The organism is Dellaglioa algida DSM 15638 (genome assembly GCF_001434695.1).
Taxonomy (GTDB): domain Bacteria; phylum Bacillota; class Bacilli; order Lactobacillales; family Lactobacillaceae; genus Dellaglioa; species Dellaglioa algida.
In genome coordinates, this window is sequence record NZ_AZDI01000008.1 from 19998 (window position 1) to 37572 (window position 17575).

Sequence of the window (17575 nt, forward strand, 5' to 3'; positions counted from 1 at the left end):
AAAAGATATAACATGATATTATATAAGTATGTTATATTTCGATAAAATGGGTGGGGGACTATTACGATGATGATAAATAATAAATTAAAAATAACAATATTGGCTTTTGGGATGTTCTTTTTGGCTGGAGTTTCGAGTGTTAAAGCGGCGCCTGCGCCTACCGAGGAAGAAGTTGATTATGCTCAGGGGCTTTCAACTGCTCCTCGAGCAATAACAATGGATAATCTGTTCCAGCGAGGAACAGGAACGGGTGTTACTACAAGTAGTGACATGGTTAATATGGACGCACTTAATCGACCTACAAATACCCCTCAAGATGTAGTGAAAACGCTTGTTAGAATAACTAATGATAAGGCCCAAAAAGCAGCGGTTTGGTCGACAGATGATAATTCATTTGACATTAATAAGGACGGACAAGCGTCAATGTGGGTTTATTTAGGAAATAGAAGGGGCGGCGCCGGAGATGGGATGGCACTTGTATTTCAAAATGACCCTAAAGGAAATGCTGCCATTTCGGGAAATTCTGGTGAAACGTTAGGTGTTTGGGGTGATGATCTTAAACCAGCTCCTAGCGATATGATTAAGGCGGCTATTCAAAATAGTTGGGCCTTAGAATTTGATACCTATATGAATAAGGGATTAAATAAAGGTGGTGCCTTTGATTTGAATTTACCGGGCGCTAGTCATCTTGCGAGTGGATACCCAGCAGATGAGGGTAGCTATACTAAAATGGGTGGATTTTTTGGCTCAACATACTATGCACAAAAACATGGTGGATTGATTACTTATAATGATTCTTTGTCAAATGGGGAATGGCATCATTTGACAATTGATTACAAAAATGTTGACCCGGCCAAGCCTAAAAACGGATTAATGACATATACGTTTAATGATAAGGAAGCAGTTTCAGAGAATTCTGACACAAAAATTGCTCCTTCCGCTTATGTAGGTCAAACGGCACAGGTAACGATTGATAAAACAAAATTTAATTCAACTAGTGGAAAAATTCGTTGGGGATTTACGGGTTCTACAGGTGCTAATTCTGAAAGTAACTTAGTAATGTTTGAACAAGTTCCCGGTCTTGTCGATGCAAAAGCAACGCAGACCGTGACAAATCTTACGCAAGGAAAGGATCTACCTAGCGATGGGACAGGTGTGGTTAATGCTGGGGATAAATTGAAATTTACAAGTAAGGCAACTTATCTAGGTGGAAAACAGGATTGGAAAAATATAACTGGACATGCCAAAATACCTAATACCGATAATATTACTTGGACTAGTGTCCTGGTAAATGGTTCAGAATTCCCAGGTGCTGAACCCGCCGATGCTGCTAAGGGGATAAATATGGGAATGGACCTCTCAAACCCGAATTCAACTACAGAAGTAACGTATCTTGGTACGGTAAAATCAATTACTGAAGACAGTAAAGACATTAGTCCGGCTGGACAGATTATTGGAAGTAATCGGATTGTCGATACAAATGCTGTTAGTTATACCGTCAAAGGTCAACCTAAAATCCTATTAACAATCGATGGTCTCAAAGATATCGATGTTAACTATGGTTCAGATGCAACTGTCAGCGGGACAGTAAAATCTAGTTTAGGTGGGCTACTTGCCAAAGGTGCCAAGGTTGACGTAACCGTGAACAATGAAACAACACCGATTAAAGCAGACGTTGGGACAGATGGTAAATTCAGCGTGACGGTACCAAAAGATAAATATAAAGCTGGCGAAAATACGGTCACTGTTCAAGCAACAGATGCTGCTGGTATTCAAACAGTGAAGTATACAAATAAAATAAATATTCATCCTGTATTAACATTAAATGACAACAACGGAACGGTCATTGCACCATATACGTTTAATTTCCAAGTTGTTGATAATAGTGCAGATATTACAACGTACTATAAAGAAGGCGCGTCTGGCACGCCGGTTCAATTGGAAAAATATGCCAATACTAAACCAGGTTCAACACAAGATCATAAAGTTGACCTAGATACAAGCAAGCTTTCAATTGGGACGCATGTCTTAACGGTATACTCAGTCGATACAGAGGGGAATACATCTAATAATCAAACGATTACGGTTATTGTGGGATTGTTGAGCATTTCATCTGACGATTCGATTAACTTTGAGAATCAAATTCCAGCTAAAACAAGTGTATTAAGTCGTACTGCGGATTATACACTTAAGTTAGAAACCTCAGCGGCAAAGAATTGGACGTTGTCTGTCACTGCGGGTGCTTTAACTGCTAAGAGTGATAACAGTACTTTGCAACATTCAACAGTTGGGTTCCGTGATACCAAAGATAAAAGTTTCACTCCACTAAGTCCAACAATTGGGACAACAATTGATAGTGGCACGGGACAAGCAGCAACAATTACAAAAAAATGGGCTACAGACGCAGGAATTGTGTTGAACGTAGTACCAAGTGAGATTAAAGCTGACGAAGTTTATACCTCACAGATTAATTGGACATTAACAAATACACCAGTTAACTAATAAAAATAAATGCTGCAACCAATGAGTTGAATTGTCGGATTTTAAGCTACTGATCAAAATGCAAGACATTTTGGGAGGAGGAACTGAATGATGAAAATATTGATTGTAACAAGTATCATGATTGCACTAACCTTGGGGGTTGGTAGTCGCACAGTCAGTGCTGACGCTGACTACGATACTGCTTTAAAATCATCACCTGAAGCCTTGACTCTGACTGGAATTTTCCAGACAGGAACAGGAACTGTATCAGGGGCATCTAACGTTGCAACTGTTGTAACACTGGATGCTAAAGGAAATGTGGTGCCAGAAGGATCGGCAACCGCGGATAAATCATTGGTTAAAATTACGGATGCACAAAAACAAGTGGGGTCAGAATGGTCAACCGCTGGTAATAAATTTGATATTAATAAAGATAATTTAACAACCATGTGGATGTATTTCGGTAATGCGGGCGGTAATTCTGGTGATGGAATGGCCTTTGTTTTACAAAATGATGCACGTGGAACGGCTGCTATTTCTGGAGCGGGTCAATCATTAGGTGTCTGGGGTGTGGATAATGGTGGACGGGAGTCAGAAATTGCCAATAGTGCCATTAAAAATTCATGGGCACTTGAGTTTGATACGCATCGAAATGGTGATAAAGGGACAGGCAGTGGCTTTGATGATTTAAATTCAATTAATGACAACCATCTTGCAAGTGCCTATCCCAATCAGGCTGGTGCATACGAACGACACTTGAGTGGGTTTAATTGGTACAATAAATTGGGTCATAATGGCATTATCAATACCGCAAAATTGTCTAATGGTAAGTGGTGGCATGTAACGTTAGACTATAAATCAAGCGGATTGATGACTTATACGATTGGTGATAAAGATCCGAGTACAGGTGCGGCATTGGCCGGACAAACGAATTCATTTAACATCGATAAGAATAAATTTGCTAGCGCGAACGGCCAATTAACGTGGGGATTCACAGGGGCCACTGGTGATAAGTATGAAAATAACTTAGTGATGTTTGAAAAAATCTCTAGTTTGGTTTCTGCTGATGCCATCCAAAAAGTTACTGATGTAACGCAAAACAATGCGGATGTGACTAATAACGGAACGGTTGTTAGTGGCGACGAGCTTAATTTCCAGTCAACGTTAACCTATAAAGATGGTAAACAAGATTGGCAAAAAATTGAGGCCTTATTGCAAGTGCCAAATGACGTGACCTTAGATAAAGAAGCAACAATTAAATATGCGGATGGAACAATCCAAAAATTCGATACGACTAAAGTGACGAATAAAGTTATTTCAGTAGTTTTATCGAAAAGTTTGTCTAAAACTAACAATACTGCAACAATTAGTATGAACGGGACTGCTAATACAGTTACATCAGATACAAAAGTGGCTAGCCCTGCAAGTGCGTTTAACGGTAAAAATGCGATGATAACATCGAATGCTGCGGCGTTTACGATTAAGGCATCACAACAAAGATTTACAATTACCGGGTTAGTTAACCAAACCATTAATGTTGGTCAAGCTGCCAAAGTTGCTGCGAGCATTAATACGGATACTATCTTGGAATCTAATGTTGTTTCAGTCACGACTAAACTTAATGGCACGCAGTTAAGTGATGAGTTAATTATATTGAATAAGTTAGATCCATATCCATATCCTGAAACAATCCCAGCGAATAAATTAAAGTTGGGTGATAACACCTACACAATTAGGGTTGATGATGGTTATGGTGATTCTAAAACAGTTCAATCAACGATTACGGTCAAGGATTTAGGTAAGATTGATTTAACGACAGTTAATGACTTGAATTTTGGAACGATACCGATTCCTCAATCAACGACAACTTACAATCCTGTTTCAGCAATGAATGTTGAGCTTGAAGCATCACTCCCGGGTTCGTGGAACTTATCGGTTGAAGGTAGTGATGTTGTTGGGACTGATAAATCTATTTTAAAGGGTGCCTTAATTTACAAGGATTCAGTTAATGCCGCAGAGACGGTTGTTAATAGTAACAGTTTAACAATTCTTAACGGTCAGTCATCTGCGTCTAAAGTAACGAAGACATGGGCTAAAGATACAGGGATTCTGTTAAAAGTTAAACCGAGTGAAGTTAAAACACAAAATTATAAAGCGACTATCAACTGGACGTTAAGCCACACACCAACAGAATAGATATAGGGGAAGAGGCATAATTAATTATGCCTCTTTTTTTATTTAAATTTTAAATTTCAGATTCAATTTGGTCATAAGTAATAAGTGATATGGATGCCTTGGTATATTGTTTTTAAGTAATTGGTACGGTTGATTAATGTTGTAATTCTTAATCAATTTTGTAAGATTAAGTGTTAAGATAATATATAAGAGTTACCGAATGGGAGGGCTTTTATAATGAAGGTAAAATTGGGGAAAATACTGTTAATGAGTCTATCATTGGGATTGATAGGCATTGGTGGTTCTGTTAGTGCGAATACAGCAACGGATGCAGCGGCAGACTATGTTAAAGCTATTTCGGTGGCGCCAGATGCGTTAACATTAGATCATATTTTTCAAACAGGGACGGGTGGCGGATCAGCCAATCATTCAAGTGTTATCTCGCTTAATAAGGATAACAAGGTCGTGGATGAAAGTTCCAGTGCGGCAACAAAGGCGATTGTGAAACTAACGGATTCCAACGATCAGCTAGGTTCAGAATGGTCTATGCCTGCGAACACGTTTAATATAAATAAAGATAGTAAAACGAACATGTGGATGTACTTTGGTAATCAATTTGATTCCGGCGATGGAATGGCTTTTGTGCTTCAAAATGATATCCGTGGAACGGGTGCCATATCTGGGGTTGGTCAATCATTGGGTGTTTGGGGAATTGATAATGGTGGCACTAGAGCAGAAATTGCTAAGACTGCAATAAATAATGCCTGGGCGCTTGAATTTGATACGTATGATAATAACGATACGGGGAAAGGGACATCCTATGATAATACGTCTGATGTCAAGGGGACTAATCATATCGCTTATGGGTATCCCAGTTCAGCTGATACATACGGATTAAAATTTGGGTTTGGTTTCTTGAAGTTTTATGCTGTAATGAATCACCAGGGTGTTATTAAAACAAGTCACTTATCTAATGCTGCATGGCATCACGTAACGTTAGATTATAAAACATTATCGGCAACACAGGGTTCGATGACTTATACAATAGATGATAAGGATCCCACAACAGGTTTGGCATTAACAGGTCAAAGCCAAACCGCCCAAATTGATAAAAGTAGATTTACTGCGGATGGAAAAAATGGTGATGGGACTGATATTATGTGGGGATTCACGGGGTCAACTGGTAGTAAGTACGAAAATAACTTAATTATGTTTGAACAGATTTCAAATTTAGTTTCGGCGGCCGGTGTTCAAAAGGTCACGGATAGTACGAATAATAATCAAGACGTAACGAATAACGGCAACGTGATGAGTGGCGATCAACTTAATTTTCAAACGACTTTAACCTATAAAGAAGGTAAACAGGACTGGAAAAAAATTAAAGCAGTACTGAATGTACCAACTAATGTGACGTTGAACGAAGCCGCTACGATCAAGTATGCAGACGGAACAGTCGATAACTTTAATACAAATACGGCTAAAAACGGTGTTATTACTAAAGAACTGTCTAAAGACTTATCAACCGCAAATAATACGGCAACAATCAGTATGACGGGTACAGCTAATACCGTAACTGCGGATACTAAGGCAATGAGCCCCATTAGTCACTTCAATGGAAATAACGCAATTGTAGAATCCAACGCGGCTAACTTTACCATTTCGGTTCCTAACCAAACGTTGAGCATTACAGGACTTAATGACCAAAATATTAATCTTGGTGATTCAGCTAGTTTTGATGCGCTTGTGAAAACGGATAGAGATATTAAGCCGCAAAATATTGGCGAAGTAACCAGTGTTGTTGATAATACCACTAAAGGCAAGCCAGAATACATCGAGTTAAGTAAAACCGGTTCCCACCATAAAGAAACGATTCCGGCGAGTCAGTTAACAGTCGGTAAGCATACGTATACCGTAACCGTTGTGGACAACTATCAGCATACCGCGTCAAAAACGGCTATGATTACCGTCACCGATCCAGGTAAATTAAGTTTAACGGTTATTAGCGCCTTGAATTTCGGGACGGAAAAAAAGCCATTACCAATTCCGAATGTATTAACGGACTTCAACCCTAATGAGAAGTTAAATGTACAATTAGAGGCGTCGTTACCAGGAACATGGAACTTAGCCATTACAGCTAGTGAACTGGTAGGAGCGGATCAATCAATTTTGAAAGATGCATTAATCTATAAGGCTTCTGCGAAGGATGCGGGGACATCGTTAAACAATAGTAGTCTTTCAATTCTAAGTGGGACTTCATCACGTGACAAAATAAATAAGGTATGGGATAAAGATACGGGGATTTTATTACACATTAAGCCTAGCACGGTTAAAGGGCAGACTTACCATGCTACAATAAAATGGACATTAAGTAATGTCCCACTAAAATAAGGATTCACGGAGGTGCATAAGTATATTTATGCGCTTTTTTTTGTATTTTAATTTTGCAATTCTTGTTATCTAGGATATGATAGTTTATGGAATGAGAGAAAAGACGGAGGACACCTAATGAAAATGACGGTTGAACAGTTCATGTCAGCGATTGAAGAAGAGACGTATACGAAGATTTTTTATGCGGCGACACCAGAAGATGTACAAAATGTCGGTATTCCCGATTTATTTGCTAAAGGGTACGCAGCCTTGGCTGAGAGCTTGAAAAATAACCAACTTGCTGAAATTCAATTGATGATTGAATATCCTGAAGGAACAGCCATTTTTACGCTTGAGACTAATATTATTAATTTACCCTATAAATATTACAAAAAATTACCAGGATTCTTTAATGAAGTAACGGATGAAGCAGAGATTAATGTGTATTTGATTGTTGAATCTCCAGTGATTAACGTTTCGAAGTTACGCATTGATAAGGTAACATCTGGAGTTGAGTATTTAGAACATCAAGATGATTTCAACGTGACCATGACGACCATGATTGCCGAGAAGGTAGCCTTCTTAGAGAATCCACCTGAAATTGTTGAAAAAGAAAAAGTTGAACCCGTTAAAAAGGCAGCAGCAACTAAGAAAAAAGCGGTTAAAAAGAAAAAGGCGCCGGCTAAAAAGCAACCAGCTAAGAAAACAACTGCGGCAGCTAAAAAACCAGCATTCAAGAAAGCAGTGACTAAAAAAGTGACAACTAAGAAAAAAGTCGCAGCAAAGAAACCGGCGGCTAAAAAAGCAACAACTAAGAAAAAAGAAGATAAATAAAAACCATCAATTTTAAATTGGTGGTTTTTTGTCTGTTTATTTAATGAAGAAATAGTAGATAAGGAGTAGCGAACCTAAAACGATTCGGTACCAACCAAAAGGTTTGAAATCTTTTGATTTTATGTAACCCATTAAGAATTTAATTGCAACGATTGAAACGAAGAAGGCAACGGCACAGCCAAGTAATAAGACGGCTGATTGATCACCAGTAAATGAATTTCCATTATGGAAGTATTTAAATAATTTTAATAAACTTGCGCCGAACATAACTGGAATTGATAAGAAAAATGAAAATTCAGCAGCAATGAAACGAGATGTACCAAGCAAGATACCACCTAAAATTGTGGCACCAGAACGTGATGTTCCGGGAATTAAAGCAAGGACTTGGAAGACACCAATTAAAATAGCTGTTTTATAACTAACTTGTGTAAATGATGTAATAGCAGGTGTTGTATTGGCTTTCTTGTTTTCAATAATAATGAACAGAACACCGTAAATAATTAACATTAGAGCAACAACTGGGAAATTGTATAATTTAGCGTTCAACCAGTCATCAGCTACCAAACCAATAACAGCGGCCGGTAGGACAGCGACGATAACTTTACTCCAGAGTAACCAAGTATCTCTTTTCTCTAATTGTGATTTCTTTGGAGAAAATGGATTTAACTTATGGAAATAAAGCACACAGACGGCAAGAATAGCGCCTAGTTGAATGACAACAAAGAACATTTCCATAAAGGCAGGACTTTCTTTGAGTTGTAGGAACTCATCGACTAAAATCATGTGCCCAGTGGAACTAATTGGTAACCATTCTGTGATACCCTCAACAACACCCAGAACAATCACCTTAAACATTTCAATAATACTCATCATAATGACAGGTTCCTTCCAAAATTTTTATTTAACTGTTTTAGTATACCCAATCCGTAAGTCAAAAACCATAAATTTCAGCAGAGTTATCTTCTTCTTAACATAATACAAAAAAAGGCATCTATCAATTTAAATTGATAGATGCCTGACAGCATGAAATCTATGCAGCGTCTTTTTTATTGCGACGTGCGATTGCTGGTAAGATAAGTCCAAGTGCTACCAATACGATTGGTGTGATAATGTTAAGTGCTAATTGGAACATGTAGTTAGAAGGGCTATCTGAATAGTTAAGTTTAGGCACAACCCCTAAGATACATGCGAAGGCCGTGAATAAAAGACACCAAGCGCCAATAATGTAACCGACAACTGGGTTCTTAACGAATTTATAACCTGATTTGAATTTCTTGTATTGTTTGTTTAATAACATGTAAGCAAAGAATACCCAGAGGTAACGCATTGGCATAACAACCGCGTTTAAATTCAATAACCATTTGTATAATTCGTTCATGTTACCAATTCCGATAGCGGGGATGATGATTAGAATACTAACCAAGATACCTGTCATAGCATAGCCGTTAACTGGCGTACCTTTTTTGTTGAGTTTTGATAATTTTTTAGGGATGAAGTTATCGTCTGCATCGCCTAAAAGAATTTTTAATGGGGCATCAATCGAGAAGGCAAGGGCAGAAATTTGAGCCATTGCATTTGCGATTGCGTAAAGAATCATGAATAAGTTACCGACATGGTAGAAACTACCAAGACGTAAGAAACCTTCGTAAGGGCCATTTGTAATTAAATCAGAAGGAATATCTTTACCATTAAATAGGAATCCCATGGCAAATGATCCTAAGATAGCACAGATAGCAACCATGGCAGCTAAAGCCAACATACCTTTAGGGAACTCTTTGGCAGAGTTCTTTGTTTTATTAACGTAAGGTGAAATTTTTTCAGCACCACCAACGGCGAAGACTAACATTGAAATCGTTGTGAAGTAGGCGAAGTTGAAGTTAGGTAAGTATGATTTAATCGCACCCATGTCAGGTGTCTGGATTTTAGCATGTGTCATGAAGGGAGCTGACACAGCTAATAAAATGAAGAGTAATGACATGACGAACATTGCCGTTCCAGCGATACTACCAATTCGACTTAAAGTTGCGATCCCTTTTGAGGCGATCCATAAGAAAAAGACGAAGATAACTAGGCCCATGATTGAAACAGTCATGGCTGATGTTTCGTTAACAAAATTACCGTTACCTTTAAATAACCAACTGAAGGCAATTAAGATACCTTGGGGTTTTTGCGCTAAGTAAGGAATATGTACAACCCAGTAAGTCCAAGCCGCGTAGTAGGCAAGTCTTTTTGTTGACGTTTCCTTCACCCAAGAAGAAACACCACCACTGGCATCTTTAAATGTTGAACCTAATTGGCCAACAATTAAACTATAAGGTACGAAGTAGAAAATCATGATTAGAATCCAAGATGTAATAACCGTAAGACCTTGGTTCGCAAAGTTATTAAAGACATTTGCAAGTCCCCAAACGGAAACGAATGCAATTAAAGCAACGTTATACCAGCGTAACGTTTTTTCTGATTCAAGCAAAATAATAGCCTCCATAGAATAAAAAATATTTTTAATGAGATTTTGGAACAATTGTTAAGCTTAAGTATAAAGAAAAATGAAATCAAAGTACAACTAAATTTTGTATCCGAATAAAAGACATTAATATAGAAGGAAAGGGTGTAAAAGTAAAATTAACTTAACGATATTGTTCGTCAGGAAAAGTAATATAAGTACATTAATAAGCGTTTTATCAAAAATTATCACAAAAGTAGAAGTGAGTGGCGAATATTGACTTCTTTTATGTAAGCAGAAATAGTACCATTGGTTAACGGGGTATACTATTAATAAATATGATGTTTTAAATGGCCGTAATTGCTCATTAAGATCCGTTTTTGTTGTATAAGTGGGCTTTCTAATTTAAAAATAAACAATTAGTAAATCAAAAAAGTGTCAAAAACTTACACTCAACGCGCAAATGTTGGTCGTTTTAAATGATAAAAATTTGATATTATAGTAATCGTTATAAGAGATGAACAAAGAAGATCACTATATATGAATATTATCAAAAATATACGTTCAACCGTAAAATATTGACCGTTTTTAGATTATATATTTACTATAATAAGCGTATACAAAAAAACTTGGGGGTAACAATTATGAAAAAAACATTATTAACAACAGCATTAATCAGTGGGGCGGTTTTAGGTCTTGGGGCAATGAACAGCGTATCAGCTGCTGATACTAATACATCAAAAGATACAACGGCTTCAGCAACATTTACAGCCGGTGAAGATCCAACAAATCCTGGTTCTGGTCCTTTATCACTTAAGAGTGCTACAGCTGCAATCGATTTTGGTTCAAAACCAATTTCTGCAAAGGCAGATACACTTAACTCAAATACGGACATTGATGTAACTGTTAATGATCTTCGTGGGACATTTGTTGGTTGGAAAGTTAACGTTAGTGGAGCAAAATTAATGAGTGATGAAAAAGAACCTACTGAATTAAAGGGTGCTACGATCTCACTTCCTGCTGGTACGGCTTCATCAGTTGACGGTAGTTCTGATGCAATTGCAGGTATAACGGCTACGGCTACAGCTAATGTTTTAGATGGTGGTGCAGAAATTATGGCACCAGCTAAGAGTGGTACTGGTGAAATCAGTACTAAATATGCGCAAGCCGGTATTAATTTAGGAGTTATTGGTGGGTCAGCGCATGCTGCTAAATACTCAACAACACTTAACTGGACGTTAACAGATAGCCCAGTAGCTTAATCATATAAAATTAATAAACAAACATTCGGGGGAATAATAATCATGAAAAAAATATTAACAAGTACATTATTAGCAGCAACAGTTTTGGGGGCAGGCTTAGTAGTTTCAGGTAGCGCAAGTGCTGCAGAAACAAGTAAAGCATCAACTAACGGTTCAGTAACGTTTGTACCCGGTGAAGGTACAGATCCCGTTGATCCAACGAACCCCGTTGATCCAACAGATCCTGGTGATGGTGGCGGTGGCGAAACAGGAGACAAAGGTCCATTGGCAATTGTTTACGCTACAAAAGCAGTTAACTTTGGTTTAGATGAAACTAAAGATGGCAAATATGCTGTTAGCCAAACAGTTCCCGTTTCTGCAAAGTCTCAAGACCTTAAAGGTAGTAACTTCATCTCACTTCAAGTTGGAGATGTTCGTGGAACATCAGCCGGTTGGACGCTTTCTGTTAGCTCAAACCAATTCACGAGTGCAAAATCTGGTGATTTAGCTGGCGCAACTTTAACTTTAGGTAAAGGTGATAACGTGCTAGCTGGTGGCGCAACAGGTACAGCAGCAGTTGCCGCTGAAGTTAAGAATGCAATTGGTGCCGGTGGTACCGTATTGTCTGCCGCACCTACTACTGGTGCTGGTTTAAATGCTGATAAAATTCGTGCTGATAAGATGACTTTAACAATCCCAGCCGGATCAGCTCAAGCTGATACTTACACGACAACATTAAACTGGAGTCTTTCAGACACACCAGGCGCTTAATTATAATAGATAAAAAAATCGGGGGAATTTAATTATGAAAAAAGTATTAACAAGTGCATTACTTTCAGCAACAGCTTTAGGAGCAGGCTTAGTGATTTCAGGTAACGTAAGTGCTGCTGACGCTATTAAAGGCGCAGCAACAACAACAGGTGTTCAATTTGTGGCGGATGACGGATCACAAGTCATTCCACCCGTTGACCCAACAGATCCTACAAAACCCGTTGACCCAACAGATCCTGGTACTGGTAACGAAGGTAATTTAGCAATTGTCTACGCTACAAAAGCTATTAGCTTTGGTGATAAGAATGTCATTACAGCAAGTACAGTTAACTTAAAAGCTGATAAAGATGTTGTTGTCGAAGTTGGGGATGTTCGTGGAACAAATGCTGGATGGGATTTATCAGTTAAATCTGATCAATTGACAGATGGTAAAACGAATACTCTTACTGGCGCACAATTAGGCTTAGCAGCTGGTAAAAACGTTGTTGCTAATGGTGGAACTTCTGTTGCAGCAACAACTGCAGCACTTGCTGATACAACAACAGGAGCAGTTGTTCTTAATGCAGTTAAGGATACAGGTTCAGGTATTAACGTTGATACTATCGCTAAAGATGGCGTAACGTTAACAATTCCAGCTGGTATTGCTAAAGCAGACGTTGCATATGCCTCAACATTAACTTGGAGCCTTGCAGCAGCACCCGTAGCATAATAAATAAGTTACATGGTATTAACTAATAATTGGGGGAATTAAATCATGAAAAAAGTAATTACAAGTGTTTTATTATCAGCAACAGTTTTAGGAACAGGTTTAGCGGTTTCAAGTAACGCAAATGCTGCTACTTTAGAAAAAGGCGCTAGCACGAATGCTGCCGTTTCATTTAAAGCCGGCGACGAAGGACAAGTTATTCCTCCTGTTGATCCAACAGATCCAACAAAACCAACAGATCCCGGTGATAACGGTAATACTGGTAATAACGGTAACTTAGCAATTGTCTTTGCTACAAAAGACGTAAACTTTGGTTCAAATCTTGAAATTCCTACGAAAGCATTGACTGTTAAGTCTTCTGACAAAGTTAGTCTTGAAGTTGGGGATGTTCGTGGAACCGATGCTGGATGGGCACTTTCAATCCAAGCTGACCAATTCAAGAGTGGATCAGATGTTCTTACTGGTGCCGTACTTTCAATCGATAAATCAGATGATGTTAAGGTTGCCGAAGCACAACCTTCGACAGTTACAGCAGTTTCAAGTGCTGTAACTGATGCAACAACTGCATCAGTTGCACTTAATGCTGCTAAAGGAACAGGTAGTGGTGTAACGGTTGATAATCTTGCTGCTGGTAAGATTAAATTAGTTGTTCCCGCTGGTGTTGCTAAAGCGCAAGCTTACTCAACAACAATGAACTGGACACTTTCAGACGTGCCTGCTTAATAATTCAACTAAAAAACATTATATAGTGTTAATCACTGTATAATGTTTTTTTACAAGAAACGATAAAGTATGGGGGAGGTCAGCTTATGAAAAAAAGGGTATTGTTTATTGTTATCTTGTTTTTGGGATTTATTACGCTAAGCATTAGTCGACCGGTTAATGCAACGGTGATGGAAGCTGGTTCGACTAATATAACGGTTAAATTTAAAGAGAATAAATCGGTCGAAAAACCAACCAATGTGCCTGACCGAAAACATAATGATGATATACCTGCTAATAAGGGCATCGGTACTTCAGTTGTGGGTGGTATCTTGCCACAAACAAATGAAGAAAAGTCGATTACCGCATTTTTAGTGGGACTTATCATTCTGTTAGGAACGTTATTATTGTTCTACATTCGCAGGGATAAAAAAGAAGAAAATAATAATTAAATTAAAAATAAACCAGAATATTCTGGTTTATTTTTTTGTTTAATTATAGATATGGTAAACTAGTTGAATGAAATAAATAGGGAGTTGATTACGTTTGGATAATCAGGTTATAGAAGGACAAACCATTTCATTTGATACAATTACATATGGATCGACTTATCGTAACTGTACGATTGAAAACTCGTTTGATCCGGTAAAAGTAGATTCAGTTACTTTTGATCATTGTGTATTTATGCAGACTGATTTCGTGCGTAGTGAGTGGCTAGATACTGTTATTGATCATTGTGAATTTTTAAATGCCGCATTTAATGAAAGCTATTTTTTTAGAAGTGAGATTAAAAGTTGCCGAATGATGGGTTGTGATTTTTCAAATCAGACTGTTTTTAAAGAAATGACGATTAAGGATTGTCAGTTGAGCTACTCAAACTTTAGTGTCACTCATTTTCAAGACGTTGAATTTACACGCTGCGATCTAAAGGAAGCTAGTTTTCAAGCAGTTGAAATTAAGAAAAAACTAACGTTTCCTGAAAGTAACCTTGAAGGTTGTGATTTTATTGAAACAAATATGAAGTTCGTTGATTTCTCGCAGAGTGAGTTTGAGACAGTTATTTTAGATCCTAGATTAGTTCGTGGATTATCGATTAATGCATACCAAGCAACAATTTTAGTCACTTTACTAGGAATTAAATTAAAATAAACTTACTAAATAAAAGCGAACTTACAATACTGTAAGTTTGTTTTTATTTTTAGTGGACCGGAAAAGACCGGTATATGGACATTTAAAGGCGATCATAAAGTCAACCCTTTTGAACATCCACAATCCGGTCAATTTATGAGAGTAGACGGTAAAATACTGACATTTTTTAATTATATTTGGGCGTATACTATGTTTATCGATTAGGTAGAATGGGGTGTGAAGTATGGGAATTAAACAGGGAAAATTAAAGGTAGTTATGTTTACTATAGCGATTACTTTTTTCGCTAGTATTTCGGGTGTTTCCGCTGTAACGGATTACCCTAATGCAATTAAGGCAGCGCCACATGGAATAACTTTGAATGGTATCTTTCAAACGGGTACCGGGTCGGGCGTTTCTTCGGCAAGTAAAACAGTTAATTTAACGCCAAATAATGTTATTACGACGGATCCGAATGCAGCTACGAAATCAGTTGTAACAATAACGGATGATAAAAATCAAAAAGCGGCTGTCTGGTCGACGGATGGTAATACATTTGATATCAATAAAAACGAGACAGCTTCAATGTGGGTATATCTCGGAAATGGGTATGCCGCTGCCGGAGATGGTATGGCATTGGTTTTACAGAACGATCCTAAAGGGAATGCCGCAATCTCAACGGGGAACGGTGAAACACTTGGGGTTTGGGCTGACGATGTGACACCAACTACTGGAAATATTTTTACTGGAAGAACCTCAGGGTATAATAAAGTTGACGATTTAGTTAAGACGAGCGTTCAAAATAGTTGGGCGCTTGAGTTTGATACTCATACCAATGATAGTCGGAATGCTAATAATAATTTTGATACAAATTTAGGTGGAAATAACCATTTAGCTAGTGGTTATCCTGCTGATACTGGAACTTATGTACGAGATATGGAGGGTTCGTTAATACCGCTAGTAACTAATTATTTTTATTCTCAAAAACATTCTGGATTTATTGATTACGGTAAAAACGTATCGTTGTCTAATGGTCAGTGGCATCATGTGACGTTGAAATATGTTTCTGATGGCTCTCCATCAATGACCTATTCAATTGATGATAAGGATCCGAAAACTAATGCCGCGTTACCTGGTAAAACTGCGTTAGTTTCAATTGATAAATCTAAGTTCAAGTCAAATGGTTCAATTCGTTGGGGCTTCACTGGATCAACGGGTGCTAGTTATGAAACTAACTTGGTTATGTTTGAACAAGTACCAGGTCTAGTTAATGCGAGTGCTACGCAGAAGGTAACAGATACTACTCAAAAAAATAAAGATGTCACTAATAATGGCTTAATTCAATCTGATGATTCATTAAGCTTTGTAACCGATATAAATTATTCAGGTGGTAAACAAGAGTGGAAGAATATTAATGCTAGTTTAAAAATACCAAATGATGTGACTTTGAAATCAGGAACAATCACTTATTCGGGTGCGGGCACCGATTCAGAAACAATTAATTTAACGAATATCTCCAACGGAGAAATTACCAAGTTACTTAAGAATAACTTGTCATCAACCAAATATTCAAACGCTAAAATTACATTGTTGGGAACTGCTAACAAAGAGACAAAAGATACTGTTGTTCACAGTGATGAGAGTGAGTTTACTGGTTCAAATGCTGTTGTCCAATCAAATGCGGCTAGTTTCACAATTGGTGGGATAAGGACGTTAACCCTGTCTGGTATTAATGATATTACCGTTAAGGCGGGTAGTGGAGCAACCATTGCTGGGACAGTCGTATCAAGTCTCGGCGGTGTTTTCCCGGCAGGAACAACAACTGCGGCAATTAAAGTTAATGATAACTATTCAGTACAAGCTGATGTTGGAACTGACGGAAAATTCAGTGTTAATGTACCAAGTGACCAATTAAAGCTTGGTAAAAATCCTTATACGGTAATGGCGACCGATCAATTTGGCAATCAAACTAAATCATACACGGCCAATATTAGCGTGGGTGCTAATAAACCAACCTTAACTTTGGATGATAGTGGTAAAACAGTTAACGCGCCTTATTCTTTAAGTTATCATGTGACTGACGATAGTGCGAAAATTAAAATGTACTATCAAGATGGATCAGGGACACCAGTCCTGATGGACACATTTGATAATCCTAAAGCTAATGAATTGCATTCCGGTGCCTACAAATTACCGGATGATTTATCAGTAGGTAAACATGTTATAACCGTTTACGCAATAGATTCGGATGATAATAAGTCTGATACACAAACAATTACGGTCATGGTTCCAGGTAAGTTAGGTCTTACGACTGCTGGTACTTTAGATTTCGGATCAACTGATATCCCTGATAAGGCAACGATTTTATCGCGGAAAACTGATTTTTCTGTTGATCTAGAAACATCGTTACCGGGTACTTGGGATTTATCAGTTTCGGCAACTGATTTAACTTCAGGAAGTAACACCATTAAAGGTGCCATTATTTATCGCGCAACGGCTGGCGATAACGCACAAGTCTTAAATCAAACTGGTCTTAAAATTTTATCGGGATCATCTAAGTTGACGCCGACAAAAGTACCATGGGATAAAGATGCAGGAGTTTTAATTAAAGCTGACCCAAGTCAAATCCATAAAGACGCATACACGGCTAAAGTGAGCTGGGTATTAACTAACACACCAAGTAAGTAAAAATAAATAGACCACTAAACGTTTTCAATTTAGTGGTCTAT

Annotated in this window: 13 protein-coding genes; 11 read left to right on the top strand and 2 right to left on the bottom strand. The window is 37.9% G+C overall.

The genetic code is table 11. From position 1 onward, the window contains the following. The first annotated feature begins 66 nt into the window (after positions 1-66). From FC66_RS05900 to FC66_RS05915, 4 genes are all read left to right on the top strand, one after another. Positions 67-2502: a lectin-like domain-containing protein gene (locus tag FC66_RS05900; protein ID WP_057974466.1), complete on the top strand. Its 2436-nt coding sequence runs from the start codon at positions 67-69 to the stop codon at positions 2500-2502. 87 nt (positions 2503-2589) lie between these two features. After that, the gene (locus FC66_RS05905; protein ID WP_057974467.1) at positions 2590-4677 is read left to right on the top strand and encodes a lectin-like domain-containing protein; all 2088 of its coding nucleotides are present in this window, start codon (positions 2590-2592) and stop codon (positions 4675-4677) included. A 216-nt stretch (positions 4678-4893) separates the two neighbouring features. After that, positions 4894-7044 (top strand): L-type lectin family protein, encoded by a 2151-nt coding sequence (locus FC66_RS05910; RefSeq protein ID WP_057974468.1) that lies wholly within the window; start codon positions 4894-4896, stop codon positions 7042-7044. 117 nt (positions 7045-7161) lie between these two features. Beyond that, entirely contained in the window at positions 7162-7857 is a 696-nt protein-coding gene (locus FC66_RS05915; RefSeq protein ID WP_057974469.1) for a hypothetical protein, read from the top strand. 36 nt (positions 7858-7893) lie between these two features. Here FC66_RS05915 and FC66_RS05920 read toward each other — a convergent pair whose 3' ends face one another. Together FC66_RS05920 and FC66_RS05925 are read right to left on the bottom strand one after the other, a co-directional pair. Further along, complete coding sequence (locus FC66_RS05920) at positions 7894-8727, bottom strand: undecaprenyl-diphosphate phosphatase (RefSeq protein WP_191978440.1); 834 nt, start codon at positions 8725-8727, stop codon at positions 7894-7896. A 160-nt stretch (positions 8728-8887) separates the two neighbouring features. After that, positions 8888-10327 (bottom strand): APC family permease, encoded by a 1440-nt coding sequence (locus FC66_RS05925; RefSeq protein ID WP_191978439.1) that lies wholly within the window; start codon positions 10325-10327, stop codon positions 8888-8890. A gap of 617 nt (positions 10328-10944) precedes the next feature. On the opposite strand from FC66_RS05925, the gene FC66_RS05930 reads away from it, so the two are divergent. The 7 genes from FC66_RS05930 to FC66_RS05960 all read left to right on the top strand — a co-directional run bounded on the left by FC66_RS05930 (position 10945) and on the right by FC66_RS05960 (position 17534). Then, entirely contained in the window at positions 10945-11562 is a 618-nt protein-coding gene (locus FC66_RS05930; RefSeq protein WP_057974470.1) for a WxL domain-containing protein, read from the top strand. Positions 11563-11604: 42 nt separating this feature from the next. After that, positions 11605-12312, top strand: coding sequence for a WxL domain-containing protein (locus tag FC66_RS05935; protein WP_057974471.1), 708 nt, complete (start codon positions 11605-11607; stop codon positions 12310-12312). A gap of 34 nt (positions 12313-12346) precedes the next feature. Further along, positions 12347-13021, top strand: a complete 675-nt coding sequence (locus FC66_RS05940) for a WxL domain-containing protein (RefSeq protein WP_057974472.1) — start codon at positions 12347-12349, stop codon at positions 13019-13021. A gap of 45 nt (positions 13022-13066) precedes the next feature. Next, positions 13067-13741, top strand: coding sequence for a WxL domain-containing protein (locus tag FC66_RS05945; protein WP_057974473.1), 675 nt, complete (start codon positions 13067-13069; stop codon positions 13739-13741). A gap of 86 nt (positions 13742-13827) precedes the next feature. Continuing rightward, on the top strand, positions 13828-14172 hold the full coding sequence (locus tag FC66_RS05950) for an LPXTG cell wall anchor domain-containing protein (RefSeq protein ID WP_057974474.1): 345 nt from the start codon (positions 13828-13830) through the stop codon (positions 14170-14172). A gap of 94 nt (positions 14173-14266) precedes the next feature. Further along, a complete protein-coding gene (locus FC66_RS05955; RefSeq protein ID WP_057974475.1) occupies positions 14267-14869 on the top strand; it encodes a pentapeptide repeat-containing protein in 603 nt (200 codons plus the stop codon). Positions 14870-15092: 223 nt separating this feature from the next. Further along, entirely contained in the window at positions 15093-17534 is a 2442-nt protein-coding gene (locus FC66_RS05960; RefSeq protein WP_057974476.1) for an L-type lectin family protein, read from the top strand. Positions 17535-17575: the final 41 nt, after the last annotated feature.